The organism is Ramlibacter tataouinensis (genome assembly GCF_027941915.1).
Taxonomy (GTDB): Bacteria; Pseudomonadota; Gammaproteobacteria; order Burkholderiales; family Burkholderiaceae_C; genus Ramlibacter; species Ramlibacter tataouinensis_C.
The window spans coordinates 1,952,135-1,968,763 of sequence record NZ_CP116009.1 but is presented as its reverse complement, the minus strand read 5'-3'; the positions used below and the strand labels follow the sequence as shown (position 1 = coordinate 1,968,763).

The following is a 16,629-nucleotide window of genomic DNA, read 5'->3' as shown; positions in this document are numbered from 1 at the left end:
GACCATGCAAGCAGGAACCGACATCGACCTGTCGACCCACGACCTCGGGCCGCTGGCCTGGGTGCTCGACGAGCTGCGCAAGTCGCTCGAGTCCGCGTCGGCGGCCCTGCGGCGCTTCGTGCGCGATGCCGCCCTCGCGCGCGGCCAGGACATGGCCTCGGTCGACGACGGCCAGCTGCGCATCGCCCGCCAGCAATTGCACCAGGCGGTCGGCGCGCTCGAGATGGTGGGCCTGGGCGCCCCGGCGCTGATCCTGCGCGCGATGGAAGCGGCGGTGCAGAAATTCGTCGAGCGGCCCGAGCTGTGCAGCGAGGCCGCCGCCGCCAAGGTCGAGCGCGCCGGCTTTGCCCTGACCGAATACCTCGAGGCCGTGCTGCTGGGCAAGGCGCTGTCGCCGGTGGCCCTGTTTCCCCAGTACAAGGACGTGCAGGAGCTGGCCGGGGCCGACCGCATCCACCCGGCCGACCTGTGGACGATCGACTGGCGCTGGCTGGAGCCGCAGACGCCGGCGCCCGCCGCCACGCTGGTGTACGACCCGGCGCTGCGCTCGCGCATGGACCAGGCGGTGCTGCGCATCGTCAAGGGCGCCGAGCCTGCGGCCGCGCGCGAGCTGGCCGACATCTGCCTCGGCCTGGCGGCCGGGCAGGAGGCGCCCAAGCCGCGCAGCTTCTGGAAGCTGTGCGCCGGCTACTTCGAGGCCATGGCGCTGGCCCTGCTGCCGCCCGACCTGCACGTCAAGCGGGGCGGCTCGCGCGTGCTGCTGCAGTACGCCACGCTGGCCAAGGGCGACCCGGGTGTGTCCGACCGGTTGGCCCAGGACCTGCTGTTCTTCTGCGCCCAGGCGGTGCCCGCGGCCGGCACCCAGGCGCCGCTGCTGGCGGCGGTGCGCAGCGCCTGGGGCCTGGCCCGCTTCGCCCCGGTCGACTACCAGGTCGCGCAGTTCGGCCGCTTCGACCCGCTGCTGCTCGGGCAGATCCGCAAGCGCATTGCCGCGGCCAAGGAAAGCTGGTCGGCCGTCTCCGGCGGCGACCTGGGCAAGCTCAAGTCCGCCACCGAGCACTTCCACCAGATCGGGGACCTGCTGACCAAGCTGCATCCGGCCAGCGCGCCGCTGGCCCAGGCCTTGGGCGCCACCGTCGAGGCGGTCGGGCGCTCGGCCCGCCCGCCCCAGCCCGAACTGGCGATGGAAGTGGCCACGGCCGTGCTGTACCTTGAAGCGTCGTTCCAGGACCTCGATCCGACCGACTCGCAACTGGCGCTGCGCACGGCTCGCCTGGCCGAGCGCCTGCAGCAGGTGCGCCAGGGCGGGCAGCCGCCGGCGCTGGAGCCCTGGATGGAGGAGCTGTACCGCCGCGTCAGCGACCGCCAGACCATGGGCAGCGTGGTGGGCGAGCTGCGCGGCACGCTGGCCGAGCTGGAGAAGCTGCTCGACGCCTTCTTCCGCAACCCGCAGGACAAGGCGCCGCTGGCCAACGCGCCCAGCCACCTGCTGCAGATGCGCGGCGTGCTGTCGGTGCTCGGGCTGGAACAGGCCAGCCACGCGGTGGCCCGCATGCGCGAGGCGGTGGAGGAAATCATCCTCACCGAAGTCGACGAGGCGATGGCGCGCAAGGCCGGCACCTTCGACAAGCTGGGCAACAACCTGGGTGCGCTCGGCTTCCTGATCGACATGCTGAATTACCAGCCGGCGCTGGCCAAGAAGCTGTTCGTCTATGACGAAAGCGCCGGCGAGCTGCGCCCGCTGATGGGGCGCACCGCGGCGCCAGTGGCGAACGCGTTGCTGCAAGAGCCCGCGGTGGCCGCGCCGGTGGCGGTCGCGCCCGCGGCGTCGCAGCCGCCAGCCGCGGCCGAAGCGACGCCGCAGCGGTTCGCGGTCGAAGCACCGGCGCCCGCCGCTGCTCCCGCCCCGGCGCTGGTGGCGGCGCAGCCGGCGGCCGCCGAAGAGGACGAGGACGATGGCGAATTGCGCGAGATCTTCCTGGAGGAAGCGCGCGAGGTGGTCGGCAACGGCCTGGCCGCGGTCGAGGCGCTGGCCGCCAACCCGGCCGACGTGGCCGAACTGACCACCCTGCGCCGCGCGTTCCACACGCTCAAGGGCAGTTCGCGCATGGTCGGACTGAACGAGTTCGGCGAAGCCGGCTGGGCGATGGAGCAGGTCCTCAACACCTGGTTGGGCGACCAGAAGCCGGCCTCGGACGACCTGCGCGCGCTGGCGGCCGATGCCCTGCGCGGCTTCGGCCGCTGGGTCGAGGACATCGCGGCGCGCAGCGACGCGGCCTGGAAGGCTGCCATGTTCCGCGGACCGGCCGACGCGCTGCGCACCGAGGGGCGGCGGGTCGCCCTGGCGCTGCCGGGCGCCGAGCCGACCGACAACGCCGCGCCCCCCGCCGGTCTCGTGCCGCCCGCCGAGGAGCTGCAGGCCGCCGCTCCGGCCGAAGCGGTGGAGGTCGCTGCGCCGCCGTTGCCCGCGGTCGACGAGTCGCCGCTCGTCGCCATCGATTTCGATGCGTTCGCGCCTGCCGAACCCGCCGCCCCGGCGCTTGCGGCGGTCGTCGCGCCGTCCTTCGAGATCCCGGCCCTGCCCGAGGCCGGGCTGCCCGAGCCGTCGGCGCAACCAGCTGCTGTCGCCGTGCCCGACCTGCCCGCGTTCGAGCTGGACCTGGGCCGCACGCCGGTGGGCGCGCCCGCGGCCGAGGCCGCGATCACGGAAGACCCGCAGTTCGCCATCACCCAGACGATCCAGGTGCCGGTCATGCCGGCGCCGGAAGCCGCGGCCCCCGAGCTGCCGGCCGACTTCGTGCTGGACCTGGCGCCGGCCGCGCCGGAGCTCGCCGCGCCCGGCGCCGGCGAGCCGCCGGCCGACATCGAAGCCATCGATTTCGCCAGCCTGGGAGCGTTGGCGGGGGCGGAACCGGCTTCCAGCCCCGAAGCGGCGCCGCCCGTGGCCGGGGTGCAGCCCGACGCCGCTGGCATGGCCTTCGACCTGCCGGCAGCGCCGGCGGCGGCCGCCGTGTCCGCCGAGCCAGTATCCGCAACCGCAACCGCAGCCGACGCCGAGTGGCCCGGATTCGACGCGGGCGACATGGAGGTGATCGAGATCACCGCGCCCGAGCCGGAACCCGAAGCCGTTGCGCACGATGCGGCCGGCAACGATCCGACCTTCACCGCCGGGCTCCCGTCCGAGCCGGCCGCTGACGAAGACCCGGCGGCCTCCGCGCCGCTGGACGAGCAGATCAAGGTCATCGGCTCGCTGCGCATCGGCATCCCGCTCTACAACGTCTACCTGAACGAGGCCGACGAGTGGTCGCGCCGGCTCGAGCACGACCTGGGCGAATGGGCGCTGCAGGTCAGCGAACCGGTGCCCGACTCGGTGGTCGGCCTGGCGCACGCACTCGGCGGCAGTTCGGCCACGGTGGGCTTCCATGCCCTGTCCGACGTCGCCCGGGCGCTGGAGAGCTCGCTGGCCCACGCGCAGACGCTGGCCTGGGGAACGCCGCAGCACGGCCGCGCGTTCGTGCGGGCGACGGCGGAGATCCGCCGCCTGCTGCACCAGTTCGCCGCCGGTTTCCTGAAAGAGGCCGACCCGGCCATCGGCGACGCCTTGGCCGCGCTGGAGCAACTGGACGTCCCGCGCCGCACCGACCTGCCCGACAGCGGCCGGCTGGGCCTGGACAGCGATTTCGGCCCCGCCCCGCTGCCGCCCTCCGATGCCGTCGCACCGGCCGCTGCCCGCGCCGAGGCCGGCAGCCCCGGCGTGCCGTTGCCGCCGGTTGCGGCCGCCGTTGCCGCGCCGCAGCGATTCGACGCCGACGACGAGGACCAGGACATCGACGTCGCCGACGCGATCGACCCCGACCTGTTCCCGATCTTCGAGGACGAAGCGGTCGAACTGCTGCCGCGCCTGGGCACCGCCTTGCGCCAATGGGCCCAACTCGGCCAGCGTGCCGGGCGCGACGAAGTGCTGCGCGAACTGCACACGCTCAAGGGCAGCGCCCGCCTGGCGGGCGCGCTGCGGCTGGGCGAACTGGCCCACCGCATGGAGTCCAGCGTCGAAGGCATCGCGGCCGAAGCGGCTGGCGCCGACCTGGAGCCGCTGCTGCAGCGTTTCGACAACCTGCAGGCGCGCTTCGATGCGCTGCGCGCCGCCGCCACCCAGCCGGTCGTGGAGGCGCCGCCCATCGCGACCGACCTGCCGGCGACCGCCGCCGCCCAGCCGCAAAGCGAGCCGGCCGCGCCGGCCGCCGCAGCCGGCGCCGGCCGCGCGGTGCTGGCCGCGCCGATCACCACCCAGCTCGCGCCGCAGCGGGTGGCCAGCGGCGCCGTGCGGGTGCGCTCGCACCTGCTGGACCGCCTGATGAACCAGGCCGGCGAGGTGATGATCACCCGCTCGCGGCTGGAAAACGAGCTGCGCAACCTGCGCGGTTCGCTCAACGACCTGAACGGCAACCTCGACCGGCTGCGCTCGCAATTGCGCGACATCGAACTGCAGGCCGAGACGCAGATGCAGTCGCGCCTGGCCCAGGCCAAGGATTCGGCGGTCGGCTTCGATCCGCTGGAGTTCGACCGCTTCACCCGGGTGCAGGAGCTCACCCGGATGATGGCCGAGTCGGTCAACGACGTCGCCACCGTGCAGCGCAACCTGCAGCGCACGGTGGAAGCCACCGAGGACGACCTGATCGCCCAGGCCCGGCAGACCCGCGAGCTGCAGCGCGACCTGCTGCGCACCCGGATGGTGGAGTTCGAGGGCATCTCCGACCGCCTGTACCGCGTGATCCGGCTGGCGTCCAAGGAAACCGGCAAGCAGGTCAAGCTCGACATCACCGGCGGCTCCATCGAAATGGACCGCGGGGTGCTCGATCGCATGACGCCGGCGTTCGAGCACCTGCTGCGCAACTGCGTGGCGCACGGCATCGAGGCCGCCGAACTGCGTGCGGCAGCCGGCAAGGACCCGGTCGGCACCATCGTGATCGACGTGCGCCAGGAAGGCAACGATGTCTCGGTCGAGTTCCACGACGACGGCGTCGGGCTGGACCTGGGCCGCATCCGCGACAAGGCGCTGCAGCAGGGCCTGATCGCACCGGACCAGGTGCTGACCGAGGCCGACGCCGCCAACCTGATCTTCATGCCGGGCTTCTCCACCGCCGCCCAGGTCACCGAGCTGGCCGGCCGCGGCATCGGCATGGACGTGGTGCGCTCCGAGGTGAATGCGCTGGGCGGCCGCATCGAGACCAGCACCCGGCGCGGCCAGGGCACGCGCTTCAAGCTGGTGCTGCCGCTGACCACCGCGGTGACGCAGGTGGTGATGGTGCGCAGCGGCGGCCTGTCCGTCGGCGTGCCGGCCAACCTGGTGGAAATCGTGCGCCGCGCCAGCGGCAAGGAGATCCAGCAGGCCTACAACAGCGGCAGCTTCGAGCACGCCGGCGAGTCCGTGCCGTTCTTCTGGTCGGGCGCGCTGCTGCAGTCGTCCGCGCACAGCGGCGAGCCGCAGGGCAAGACCCTGCCGGTGGTGATCTTCCGCAGCGCCGCGCAGCGCGTGGCGGTGCACGTGGACGAAGTGCTGGGCAACCAGGAAGTGGTGGTCAAGAACCTGGGCCCGCAGCTGGCTCGCCTGCCCGGCCTGGCCGGCATGACGGTGCTGGCCTCGGGCGCGGTGGTCCTGATCTACAACCCGGTGGCCCTGTCCTCGGTCTACGGCGAGCAGGCCCGCCGCCTGAGCGCCGACCGGGCCCAGCCCGAGGTGCTGGAGCAGGCCGGCGGCGGCGCTCGGCTGGCCGAGCTCGTGCCGGCGGCGCCGCAGGTGCCGCTGGTGCCGCTGGTGCTGGTGGTGGACGATTCGATCACGGTGCGCCGCGTTACCCAGCGCCTGCTGCAGCGCGAAGGCTACCGGGTGGCGCTGGCGGCCGACGGCCTGCAGGCGCTGGAGCGGCTGGCCGAGGAGCGGCCGGCGGTGGTGCTGTCCGACATCGAGATGCCGCGCATGGATGGCTTCGACCTGGCCCGCAACATCCGCGCCGACGCCCGCTGGTCCAGCCTGCCGATCGTGATGATCACCTCGCGCATCGCCGAGAAGCACCGCGAGCATGCGCGCGAGCTGGGCGTCAACCACTACCTGGGCAAGCCCTACTCGGAAGAGGAGCTGCTCAGCCTGGTGCGGCACTACTGCACGGCGGCACCCGCAGCGGCGCCGGCCTGAGGACGCCGGGCCGGGATCGGCAGAAATGCCCCCCGGCGACATTTCCTGCGCAGAGTCCCTAAAATCCGGCCCATGCCGGCCGACGCCACGTCCATGAACCTGACGCATCACTTCCTGATCGCGATGCCGGGCCTCGAGGACGAGTCGTTCGCCCGCAGCGTGGTCTACCTGTGCGAGCACAGCTCGCGCGGTGCGCTCGGGCTGGTGATCAACAAGCCCAGCGACATCAAGCTGAAGAACCTGTTCGAGAAGGTCGACCTGCCGCTGGCGCGCGACGACCTGGCCGGTGCCCCGGTGTTCCAGGGCGGGCCGGTGCAGACCGAGCGCGGGTTCGTGCTGCACGAGGCGGTGATCGCCGACCAGGCGCAGCCGGACGAGCCGGTCTACGCCTCCACCATGACCATTCCCGGCGGCCTCGAGATGACCACCTCCAAGGACGTGCTGGAGGCCATGGCCACCGGCGCCGGCCCGCGCAAGGTGCTGGTATCGCTCGGCTACTCGGCCTGGGGCGAGGGGCAACTCGAGTCCGAGCTGGCCGAGAACAGCTGGCTCACGGTGGCGGCCGACCCGCAGGTGATCTTCGACACGCCGGTCGAGCAGCGCTACGACAAGGCGCTGTCGCTGCTGGGCCTGCAGGCCTGGATGCTGTCGCCCGAGGCCGGCCACGCATGAGCGTGCCTGCGCGGCCCGACGTCCCCCGCCACTTCACCTCTTTTCTGGCTTTCGACTACGGCCTGCGCCGCACCGGCGTCGCCGTGGGCAACCGCCTGCTGCGCAGCGCCACGCCGCAGCCGACCATCCGGGCCGAAGGCCGGGCCCGCATCGATGCGGCCGAGCAGCGGGTGCGCGAGTGGCAGCCCGACGCGCTGGTGATCGGCGTGCCGTTCCACCCCGACGGCGCGCCGCACGAGAATACGGCCCGCGCCCGGCGCTTCGGCCGGCAACTGGCGGCCCGCGTCAAGCTGGCGGTCTATGAGGTCGACGAGCGTTACAGCACCACCGAGGCGCAGGCCGCCGGCGCGGCCGATGCCGACGCCGGCGCTGCCTGCATCATCCTGGAACAGTTCCTGAGGAGCATCGAATGAGCCCCGCACGGCCGCCCGAAGGGGCTCGCACCGCAGCGCGTAGCGCGGAGGTATTCCTATGACTGAATTGCGGCTGGACGCCGAGGCGCTGTACCGCGAGCTGCTGCGCGGCGTGCCGGCGCTGCGCGGCCCGGACGGCCGGCTGGTGGGCATCACTTCCGGCGGCGCCTGGCTGGCGCAGCGCCTGCAGCAGGATCTGCGGCTGGAAGGCGAGGCTGGCACCATCTCCTCGTCGATGCACCGCGACGACTTCGCGCAGCGCGGCCTGTCCGCTTCCGGCGCGCAGACCTCGCTGCCGTTCGACGTCGATGGCGCGCACATCGTGCTGCTGGACGACGTGCTCTACACCGGGCGCACGCTGCGCGCGGTGATCAACGAGCTGTTCGACTACGGCCGGCCGGCCAGCGTGAAGCTGGCGGTGCTGGTGGATCGCGGCGGGCGCGAACTGCCGGTGCAGGCCGACTTCGCCGCCGCCCGCGTCAGCCTGCCGGAACAACAGTCGCTGCAACTGGCGCGCGACGAGCAGGGCCGCTTCAGCTTCCAGGTGAATTGATGCTGTACCGACGCAACCCGCAACTCAATCGCAACGGCGAACTGGTCCACCTGCTGTCGATCGAAGGCCTGCCGCGCGACATCGTCACCCACATCCTGGACACCGCGCAGAAATTCGTCGGCGTCAGCGACCGCGAGGTCAAGAAGGTGCCGCTGCTGCGCGGCAAGAGCGTGTTCAACCTGTTCTTCGAGAACAGCACGCGCACCCGCACTACCTTCGAGATCGCGGCCACCCGGCTCTCGGCCGACGTGATCAACCTGGACATCGCCCGCTCGTCGGCCAGCAAGGGCGAGTCGCTGCTGGACACCATCGCCAACCTGTCGGCGATGGCGGCCGACCTGTTCGTGGTGCGCCACAGCGAGTCGGGCGCGCCCTACCTGATCGCGCAGCACGTCGCGCCGCACGTGCACGTGATCAACGCCGGCGACGGCCGCCACGCGCACCCCACCCAGGGGCTGCTCGACATGTACACCATCCGCCACTACAAGAAGGACTTCTCCAACCTGACGGTGGCGATCGTCGGCGACGTGCTGCACTCGCGCGTGGCGCGCTCGGACATCCATGCGCTGACCACGCTGGGCTGCGCCGAGGTGCGGGTGGTCGGCCCGCGGACGCTGGTGCCGGGCGACCTGGCGCAGATGGGCGTGCGGGTGTGCCACACGCTGGAGGAGGGCATCCGCGGCTGCGACGTGGTGATCATGCTGCGGCTGCAGAACGAGCGCATGAGCGGCGCGCTGCTGCCCTCGTCGCAGGAATTCTTCAAGAGCTTCGGCCTCACGCCCGAGAAGCTGCGGCTGGCCAAGCCCGATGCCATCGTCATGCATCCGGGGCCGATCAACCGCGGCGTCGAGATCGACTCCGCCGTGGTCGACGGCCAGCAAAGCGTGATCCTGCCGCAGGTGACCTTCGGCATCGCGGTGCGGATGGCGGTGATGAGCATCGTGGCGAGCAACGAGGCCTAGAAGAACCCCATGAAGATCCTGATCAAGAACGGCCGCGTGATCGACCCGGCCAGCAACCGCGACGAGATCGCCGACGTGGCGCTGGCGGCCGGGCGCATCGTGGCGATCGGCGGCACGCCGGCCGGCTTCAGCCCGGCGCGGGTGCTGGACGCGCGCGGCTGCATCGTCGCGCCGGGGCTGGTGGACCTGGCGGTGCGGCTGCGCGAGCCCGGCCACGAGCACGAAGGCATGCTGGAGTCGGAAATGGCCGCGGCCGCGGCCGGCGGGGTCACCAGCCTGGTCTGTCCGCCCGACACCGATCCGGTGCTGGACGAGCCGGGCCTGGTCGAGATGCTCAAGATGCGCGCCGAGAAGCTGCACCAGGCGCGCGTGTTCCCGCTCGGCGCGCTGACGCGCGGGCTGGGCGGCGAGGTGCTGACCGAGATGGTCGAGCTGACCGAGGCCGGCTGCGTCGGCTTCAGCCAGGCCGAAGTGAGCCTGGCCAACACCCAGGTGCTGCTGCGCGCGCTGCAGTACGCCGCCACCTTCGGCTATACGGTCTGGCTGCGCCCGCAGGAGCCGTACCTGGGCAAGGGCGTGGCCGCCAGCGGCCCGCTCGCCACCCGGCTGGGGCTGTCCGGCGTGCCGGTGGCGGCCGAGACGATCGCGCTGCACACCATCCTGGAGCTGGTGCGCGCCACCGGCACCCGCGTCCACCTGTGCCGCATCAGCAGCGCCGCCGGCCTCGAGCTGGTGCGCCAGGCCAAGGACCAGGGCCTGCCCGTCACCTGCGACGTCAGCATCAACTCGCTGCACCTGACCGACACCGACATCGGCTACTTCGACAGCCGCATGCGGCTGGCGCCGCCGCTGCGCCAGCAGCGCGACCGCGAGGCTCTGCGCGAGGGCCTGGCCGACGGCACCGTGGATGCGCTGGTGTCCGACCACACGCCGGTCGACGAGGACGCCAAGACGCTGCCCTTCGCCGAGGCCGAGCCCGGCGCCACCGGGCTGGAGCTGCTGCTGTCGCTGGCGCTCAAGTGGGGCCAGGAAAGCGGCGTCGGCCTGGCGCGCGCGCTGGCCGTGCTGACCAGCGAGCCGGCCCGCGTGCTCGGCCCGGCGCTGGGCACGCTGCAGGCCAGCTGCGGCCGGCTGGCCGAAGGCGGCGTGGCCGACCTGTGCGTGTTCGATCCGCAGGCGCACTGGACGGTGGATGCGGCGGCGTTGCGCAGCCAGGGCAAGCACACGCCGTTCTCCGGCTACGAGCTGCCTGGGCGGGTGCGCTGGACGCTGGCCGCCGGGCAGCTCGCCTGGGACGGCGGCGACGCCACGCGCGCCTGACGATGGCCGGCGTGCGCGCCGCCTGGCGGCTGCTGCGGGCGCTGCTGCTGGCGCTGCGCGGCTGGGCCACCATCCGGTTCGAATTCCCGCGCCTGTCCGAGGCGCAGCGCGAAGAGCGGGTGCAGGCCTGGGCCCGCCGCATGCTGGCGGTGCTGGGCATTGCGCTGCAGGTGCGCGGCCAGCCGGCGGTGCGCGGCCCGGTGCTGCTGGTGTCCAACCACATCTCCTGGCTCGACATCCTGGTGCTGCACGCGGCGCGGCACTGCCGCTTCGTGTCGAAGTCCGACGTCAAGCGCTGGCCGCTGATCGGCGCGCTGGCCACCGGCGCCGGCACGCTGTACATCGAGCGCGAATCGCGCCGCGACGCCATGCGGGTGGTGCACCACATGGCCGCCAGCCTGAAATCGGGCGACATCCTGGCGGTGTTCCCCGAGGGCACCACCAGCGACGGCATCGACCTGCTGCCGTTCCATGCCAACCTGGTGCAGGCGGCGGTTTCGGCGCCGGCGCCGGCCCAGCCGGTGGCGCTGCAGTTCATCGAGACCCACACCGGCCGCATGAGCCTGGAGCCCTGCTACATCGGCGACGACACGCTGGTGGCCTCGCTCTGGCGCACCCTCACCGGCCCGCCGATCACGGCGGTGGTGTCCTTCGGCGCGCCGCAGCACGCGAACGGCCGCGACCGCCGCGCCTGGGCGGCCGACCTGCGCGCCGCGGTGCAGCGCCTGCGTCAGGAAGGGTAGGGCGCCATCGGCGGCGCGGCCGCGCCGGAGCCGCGCTCGAAGGTGACCACGTGGTCCACCTCGGGCCGGATGCCGATCCACTCGCCGACCTTGTGGTCGTGGTGGCTGGGCACGTGGGCCAGCACGGTCTCGCCGCTGCGCAGGCGCAGCGTGTAGAGGAACTCCGAGCCGCGGAAGGCCTTGCGCACGATCTGCGCCTTCACCGGCGCATGGTCGTCGTGCACGATGTCGTCGGCGCGCAGCAGCACCTCGCACTGGCCGCCGCCGAACGCAGTGGGCAGCGGGCACTCGGCCACGTCGGTCAGTGCGCCCAGCGGCGTGTCCACCACCACCTGGCCGTCGACTTCGCGCAGCGTCGCCGGCGCGAACACGCCGTGGCCGATGAAGTCGGCGACGAAGCGGGTGGCCGGCCGGTGGTACAGCGTGTACGCGTCGTCCCACTGGTGCAGCTTGCCCTGGTGCATCACGCCGATGGTGTCGCCGATGGCGAAGGCCTCGAGCTGGTCGTGGGTGACGAACAGGGCGGTGGTGCGCGCGGCCTTGAGGATGGCGCGGATCTCGTGCGCCAGGCGCTCGCGCAGTTCCACGTCGAGGTTGGAGAAGGGCTCGTCCAGCAGCAGCAGCTGCGGCCGCGGCGCCAGCGCGCGGGCCAGGGCGACGCGCTGCTGCTGGCCGCCCGACAACTCGTGCGGCATGCGCCGCTCGCTGCCGGCCAGGCCGACCAGCGCCAGCACCTCGGCGACGCGCGCGGCCCGCTCGCCGCGCGGCAACTTGCCGAGCCCGAAGCCGACGTTCTGGCCGACGTCCAGGTGCGGAAACAGCGCGTAGTCCTGGAACACCATGCCGATGCGCCGCGTCTCCGGCGGGCGGTGCAGCCCGGGGCTCTCGACCACCTCGCCGGACAGGCGCACTTCGCCGGCGCTGGCCCGCTCCAGGCCGGCCACCGCGCGCAGCAGCGTGGTCTTGCCGCAGCCGGACGGGCCGATCAGCACGCCGATGCTGCCCTCGGGCAGGCCGAGCGACACCTCGTCCACCGCCGGCCGGGCCTGGCCGCTGTAATGGACGCTCAATCGGGACAGCTCGACGTGCATGAGCCCGATTTTAGATGAGTACAATTCTCATTTGCATTGGTGCAGATCAAGCCCGGCCCAGGGCAGCGCCGGTCCAATCTCATCCATGTCCCTCGCGCGCCTGCAAGAAGTCCTGCTGCTCGTTCTTGCCGCGCTGATCGTGCTGCCGGTGGCGGCCGTCGTCGGCTCCTGGCTGCAGTGGGATCCGCACAGTGCCGGCATCCTGCGCGAAATGGCGGCCACCGTGCTGCCGGGCTACACCGTCACCAGCCTCGGACTCTGCATTGCGGTGGGCGTGGGCGTGGCGGTGGTCGGCACCGCCAGCGCGGCGGCGGTCACGCTGTTCGACTTTCCCGGCCGCCGCTTCTTCGAGTGGGCGCTGCTGCTGCCGCTGGCCGTGCCGTCGTACGTGGTGGCCTATGCCTACACGGATTTCCTGCAGTTCAGCGGTCCGCTGCAGACCTGGCTGCGCGCCACCTTCGGGCTGGAAGGCCGGGTCTTCCCCGAAATCCGCAACGTGGCTGGCGCCACGGTGGTGTTCGTCTTCACGCTCTATCCCTACGTCTACCTGCTGGCGCGTGCCGCGCTGGCCGAGCGTGCCACCCAGCTGATGGAAGCGGCGCGGCTGCTCGGTGCGCCGCTGCGCGCGCGGATGCTGCGGGTCGCGCTGCCGCTGGCGCGGCCGGCGGTGGCCGCCGGCGTCGCGCTGGCGCTGATGGAGACGCTGGCCGACTTCGGCGTGGCCAGCTACTTCGGTGTCCAGACTTTCTCCACCGGCATCTACAAGGCCTGGCTGGCCATGGACAACCGGATCGCGGCCGCCCAGCTCGCCACCAGTCTGCTGGCGGTCGTCGTGGTCCTGCTGGCGCTGGAGCACCGCGCGCAGCGGCGGATGCGGTTTGCCGCCACGCGCGGCGGTCGCGCCGGCTCCGGCGAGGCGCAGCCGGTGCCGCTGGCCGGCCGGCGCGCCGCGCTGGCCATCGCCGCCGGCTCGCTGCCGGTGCTGATGGGGTTCGTGCTGCCGGTGCTGTTCATGCTGCGCCCGCTGCTGGCCGACTGGACGGCGCTGCCCTGGGACCGCTTCCTGCAGTGGGCCGGCAACAGCGTGCGCCTGGGCGGCATCAGCGCGGTGCTGGCAGTGGCCATCGCCATGCTGCTGGCCTCCAGCCTGCGGCGCAGCAGCGACGCCGTCACGCGAACCGTCGTGCGGCTGGCTGGCCTCGGCTACGCCATCCCGGGCGCCGTGATCGTGGTGGGGCTGCTGCTGCCGGTCGGCTGGCTGCAGCAGGTCGCGCCCGATACGCCGACGGTCTATTGGGTGACCGGCACCGCGCTGGGCATCGTCTGGGCCTACCTGGTGCGCTTCATGTCGGTGGCGCTGCAGTCCATGCAGAGCGGGTATGCCCGCATCCCGGCCAGCTTCGACGACTCGGCGCGCATGCTGGGCACGGGCCCGCTGGCCTTGCTGGCGCGCGTGCACTGGCCGCTGCTGCGGCGTTCGGCGGCGGCCGCGGCGCTGCTGGTGTTCGTCGACGTGATGAAGGAGTTGCCGGCGACGCTGCTGCTGCGGCCCTTCAACAGCGACACGCTGGCCGTGGTGGCCTACCAGCTCGCGCGCGACGAGCGCCTGGGCGAGGCGGCGCTGCCGTCACTGGCGCTGGTGCTGGTGGGCTTGCTGCCGGTGGTGCTGCTCAGCCGAGCGTTGCGGGCACGCTGAGGCGCGCGCGGCGGGGTCAGGCCTCGTCGGGCCCGTCGGCGCGCTGCAGGCGCTGTTTGCGGAAGACGATCTCGCCGGTGGGCACGTGCACCACCCGGATTTCCTGGCCGACCGGCCGCGTCGAACTCTTGGCGGCGACCGAGACCGCCAGGGCGCGGTCGCTGACGAAATACTGCTGCGCACCGGATACGGGAAGCAGATAGCCCGCAATGGGATAGCTGCTCTCGATGCGGTAGTCGGCGGATGTCATGCGGAGGTCCTCTCTGTCTTTTGTGTCTTGTGGCGCGCCGCGGCGGACGGAGGGTTCTTGTTGTGGGAGCCGCCCGAAACGATCGCTTGCAGTACAGCTTACCGGCGGGCGCTGGCGTGTATGTAGGACGTCACCGCATGGACGTAAAGCCCGACGGTGGGACGGGTCACCCCGTCAAGAGTGCCGTGCGATCGACGCGCCAGTATCCGCCTCCAATTGCCGCGCGAGCCGGCCGAACCGCTGCCGGTAGTGCGCCGGCGTCATGCCCACCTTGCGCCGGAACAGGCGCGTGAAGAAGCTCGTGTCGCTGTAGCCGACATCGAGCGCGACCGCTTCCACCGGCGAGTCGCCGGACTCCAGCAACTGCTTGGCTTCCTCCAGCCGTACGTGGTGCACGTACTCGATCGGCGCCATGCCGGTGGCCGCCGCGAAACGCCGCTTGAAGGTGCGCTCGGCCAGCCGCGAGAGTTCGGCCATGCGCGCGACCGGCGACTCCTGCGCGTAGTGCTGCGAGGCCCACTGCTGGCAGTGCGCGATCACCGGATCGGCGGCGCGGCTGCCGTGCGTGAGCGAGGCATAGGCGACCGGCGACGCCGCCTGCAGGTCCATCAGGTTGATGCGGGCCACGTGCATGGCCTCCTCGGGGCCGGCGTGGCGGGCCACCAGCGCCAGCGCCAGCAGGTGCCAGGACACGCCGCTGCCGGCCATCAGGATGCGCTGCGCCGGTCCGGCGCTGACCAGGCCGCGGTCGGCATGCCAGCGGGTGCCCGGATAGGCGCGCCGCAACCAGTCGCAATAGGCCCAGTGCGAAGTCGCGTCCAGGCCTTCGAGCAGGCCGGTCTGCGCCAGCAGCACCGCGCCCGAGCAGGCCGACGCCAGCGTGGCGCCGCGCGCATGGCAGCCGCGCAGCCACTCCACGGCGGATGCGAACCCCGACGCGGTCTCGCCCGGCGCCACCATCAGGTCGGCCACCACCACCACGTCGGGCTCAGGACAGGCGGCATAGCTGCAATGGGGCGTGATCCGCACCCCGTTGGCGGTTTCCAGGGGCAGTCCGTCTTCGCTGACGAGCAGGGGCCGGAACGGCGACGGGAGCGGCCCGCGCCCGTGCAGCAGGCTCCAGTCGCGCCGCACGCTGGCCAGCACGTCGAACACGCCGAACAGGGTGGCGGCGGTCGACTGCGGCAGCGTGAGCAGCGCGACGGTGACGGGGCTTGCCATGGCAGAAATGGCCGGTTCCTTGCTCCGATGCACTCAGTGTAGGAGCCGGATCGCGCCGATGCTGGCGGCACGCCGATCCGGCGCTCCACTCCGTCACGGGGACTGAACCATGGACTCTCTCATCGAGCACACCGACCGGGCCGCGCGCGGCGCTGCCATTCGCCGCGACCCGCGCGGCCTTGCGATCTCCGCCGGTGCCGACAGCGCCATCCTCGCTGTCGAGCAGGCGATCGAATCCATGCTCTCCTACTTCGGCGATCCGCTGCAGGCGCTGGACCAGGCGATCGCCGCCGATCCGGGCTGGGTCCACCCGCACACGCTGAAGGCGGCCGTGCTGCTGACCTTGGCCGAATACGAGCCTGCATGCGAGGCGCGCGAATGCCTCGACCGTGCCGAAGGGCTCGCCCGCGGCGCCAACGAGCGCGAGCGCGCCCACCTGGTAGCGGCGCGCACGGTGGCGCAGGGCGACTGGGAGCGCGGCTGCGAGCTGTGGGACGCGATCCTGGTGCGCTGGCCGCTCGACAGCGCCGCGCTGCTGTTCGCCCACCTGTTCGACTTCTACCGTGGCGATGCGCTCAACCTCAGGCGGCGCCCGCAGCGGGTGCTGCCGCACTGGTCGCGCGGGTTGCCCCTGTACGGCTACGTGCTGGGCATGCAGGCCTTCGGGCTGGAGGAGTCGGGCCAGTACGGCGAGGCCGAGGAGACCGGCCGCGCGGCGCTCGAGGTCAACCGGCGCGACCCGTGGGCGGTGCACGCCGTCGCCCACGTGCACGAGATGCAGGGCCGCCATGCCGAAGGCGCCCGCTGGCTGGGCACCCGGCAGGCCGACTGGGCGGTGGACAACGGCTTCGCGTACCACAACTGGTTCCATGCCGCGCTGTTCCAGCTGGAGAACATGGACCTGGCCGCTGCGCTGGACACCTACGACGCCCACCTGGCCGATGCCACCGACATGGCCTTGCAGCGGGTGGACGGCACGGCGGTGCTCTGGCGGTTGCAACTGCTGGGCGTCGACGTCGATGTGCGGTTCGAGCGCCTGGCCGGGTACTGGCGCACCGAAGCGCCGGACGCCGGCTTCTATGCCTTCAACGACCTGCATGCGCTGGTTGCCGGCATCGGGGCTGGCAGCTCGCCCGCTTCCGCGGCCGGGCGCGAGCGCCTGCTGGCCGCACTGGCGGAGCCGAGCTCGGCCGGCGCGTCCAACCAAGCCATGTCGGCGCAGGTGGGATTGCCGCTCGCCCGGGCCTGGCTGGACTACGCGCGCGGCGACTGGCCGTCGGCCGCCGAGGGGCTGTTCAGGGTGCGCGACCGCGCCCACGCCTTCGGCGGCAGCCACGCGCAGCGCGACATCCTGACGCAGACGCTGCTGGACGCCGCCATCCGCGCCGGCGACCGGGCGCTGGCCACGCACGTGCTGAACGAGCGTTGCCCGGCCAAGGCCAGCACGCCGCTGACGGCGTACTGGCGCGAGCGGATCGGGGCGCTGGCCGCGGCACAGCCCGGGCAGTGAAGGAA

At 72.4% G+C, this 16,629-nt stretch carries 12 protein-coding genes; 9 read left to right on the top strand and 3 right to left on the bottom strand.

The annotated features are described in order from the left end of the window. Positions 1 to 4: 4 nt before the first annotated feature. The 7 genes from PE066_RS09300 (at position 5) to PE066_RS09270 (ending at position 10,856) form a co-directional block, all read left to right on the top strand. On the top strand, positions 5 to 6,193 hold the full coding sequence (locus PE066_RS09300) for a hybrid sensor histidine kinase/response regulator (protein WP_271236268.1): 6,189 nt from the start codon (positions 5 to 7) through the stop codon (positions 6,191 to 6,193). A 72-nt stretch (positions 6,194 to 6,265) separates the two neighbouring features. Further along, the gene (locus tag PE066_RS09295; RefSeq protein ID WP_271236267.1) at positions 6,266 to 6,865 is read left to right on the top strand and encodes a YqgE/AlgH family protein; all 600 of its coding nucleotides are present in this window, start codon (positions 6,266 to 6,268) and stop codon (positions 6,863 to 6,865) included. Next, positions 6,862 to 7,278, top strand: coding sequence for a Holliday junction resolvase RuvX (ruvX, locus tag PE066_RS09290; RefSeq protein WP_271236266.1), 417 nt, complete (start codon positions 6,862 to 6,864; stop codon positions 7,276 to 7,278). Before PE066_RS09295 ends, ruvX begins: the two co-directional genes overlap by 4 nt. Before the next feature lie 58 nt (positions 7,279 to 7,336). Continuing rightward, complete coding sequence (gene pyrR, locus PE066_RS09285; protein WP_271236265.1) at positions 7,337 to 7,831, top strand: bifunctional pyr operon transcriptional regulator/uracil phosphoribosyltransferase PyrR; 495 nt, start codon at positions 7,337 to 7,339, stop codon at positions 7,829 to 7,831. Further along, positions 7,831 to 8,793: an aspartate carbamoyltransferase catalytic subunit gene (locus PE066_RS09280; RefSeq protein WP_271236264.1), complete on the top strand. Its 963-nt coding sequence runs from the start codon at positions 7,831 to 7,833 to the stop codon at positions 8,791 to 8,793. The genes pyrR and PE066_RS09280 overlap by 1 nt, the downstream gene beginning before the upstream one ends. Positions 8,794 to 8,802: 9 nt before the next feature. Continuing rightward, positions 8,803 to 10,113, top strand: a complete 1,311-nt coding sequence (locus tag PE066_RS09275; RefSeq protein ID WP_271236263.1) for a dihydroorotase — start codon at positions 8,803 to 8,805, stop codon at positions 10,111 to 10,113. 2 nt (positions 10,114 to 10,115) lie between these two features. After that, complete coding sequence (locus PE066_RS09270; RefSeq protein ID WP_271236262.1) at positions 10,116 to 10,856, top strand: lysophospholipid acyltransferase family protein; 741 nt, start codon at positions 10,116 to 10,118, stop codon at positions 10,854 to 10,856. On the opposite strand, the gene PE066_RS09265 is transcribed toward PE066_RS09270, so the two are convergent. Next, positions 10,844 to 11,947, bottom strand: coding sequence for an ABC transporter ATP-binding protein (locus PE066_RS09265; RefSeq protein ID WP_271236261.1), 1,104 nt, complete (start codon positions 11,945 to 11,947; stop codon positions 10,844 to 10,846). The two genes, PE066_RS09270 and PE066_RS09265, sit on opposite strands and share 13 nt — an antisense overlap. 85 nt (positions 11,948 to 12,032) lie before the next feature. On the opposite strand from PE066_RS09265, the gene PE066_RS09260 reads away from it, so the two are divergent. Next, positions 12,033 to 13,643 carry an ABC transporter permease gene (locus tag PE066_RS09260; protein WP_271236260.1) on the top strand — a complete coding sequence of 537 codons (1,611 nt, stop codon included), beginning with the start codon at positions 12,033 to 12,035 and terminating at the stop codon, positions 13,641 to 13,643. 16 nt (positions 13,644 to 13,659) lie between these two features. Here the strand turns inward: PE066_RS09260 and PE066_RS09255 are convergent, their stop codons facing one another. Both PE066_RS09255 and PE066_RS09250 read right to left on the bottom strand, forming a co-directional pair. Continuing rightward, positions 13,660 to 13,893 (bottom strand): hypothetical protein, encoded by a 234-nt coding sequence (locus PE066_RS09255; protein WP_271236259.1) that lies wholly within the window; start codon positions 13,891 to 13,893, stop codon positions 13,660 to 13,662. Between the two features lie 174 nt (positions 13,894 to 14,067). Further along, positions 14,068 to 15,114, bottom strand: a complete 1,047-nt coding sequence (locus PE066_RS09250) for a GlxA family transcriptional regulator (RefSeq protein ID WP_271236258.1) — start codon at positions 15,112 to 15,114, stop codon at positions 14,068 to 14,070. Between the two features lie 109 nt (positions 15,115 to 15,223). On the opposite strand from PE066_RS09250, the gene PE066_RS09245 reads away from it, so the two are divergent. Continuing rightward, positions 15,224 to 16,624 carry a tetratricopeptide repeat protein gene (locus PE066_RS09245; protein WP_271236257.1) on the top strand — a complete coding sequence of 467 codons (1,401 nt, stop codon included), beginning with the start codon at positions 15,224 to 15,226 and terminating at the stop codon, positions 16,622 to 16,624. The last annotated feature ends 5 nt before the right edge of the window (positions 16,625 to 16,629 follow it).

Coding starts and splice junctions, on each gene's coding strand:
- ruvX (WP_271236266.1), top strand. CDS start 6,862: ATGAGCGTGCCTGCGCGGCCCGACGTCCCCCGCCACTTCACCTCTTTT.
- PE066_RS09255 (WP_271236259.1), bottom strand. CDS start 13,893: ATGACATCCGCCGACTACCGCATCGAGAGCAGCTATCCCATTGCGGGC.
- PE066_RS09275 (WP_271236263.1), top strand. CDS start 8,803: ATGAAGATCCTGATCAAGAACGGCCGCGTGATCGACCCGGCCAGCAAC.
- PE066_RS09280 (WP_271236264.1), top strand. CDS start 7,831: ATGCTGTACCGACGCAACCCGCAACTCAATCGCAACGGCGAACTGGTC.
- PE066_RS09250 (WP_271236258.1), bottom strand. CDS start 15,114: ATGGCAAGCCCCGTCACCGTCGCGCTGCTCACGCTGCCGCAGTCGACC.
- PE066_RS09260 (WP_271236260.1), top strand. CDS start 12,033: ATGTCCCTCGCGCGCCTGCAAGAAGTCCTGCTGCTCGTTCTTGCCGCG.
- PE066_RS09295 (WP_271236267.1), top strand. CDS start 6,266: ATGCCGGCCGACGCCACGTCCATGAACCTGACGCATCACTTCCTGATC.
- pyrR (WP_271236265.1), top strand. CDS start 7,337: ATGACTGAATTGCGGCTGGACGCCGAGGCGCTGTACCGCGAGCTGCTG.
- PE066_RS09270 (WP_271236262.1), top strand. CDS start 10,116: ATGGCCGGCGTGCGCGCCGCCTGGCGGCTGCTGCGGGCGCTGCTGCTG.
- PE066_RS09300 (WP_271236268.1), top strand. CDS start 5: ATGCAAGCAGGAACCGACATCGACCTGTCGACCCACGACCTCGGGCCG.
- PE066_RS09245 (WP_271236257.1), top strand. CDS start 15,224: ATGGACTCTCTCATCGAGCACACCGACCGGGCCGCGCGCGGCGCTGCC.
- PE066_RS09265 (WP_271236261.1), bottom strand. CDS start 11,947: ATGCACGTCGAGCTGTCCCGATTGAGCGTCCATTACAGCGGCCAGGCC.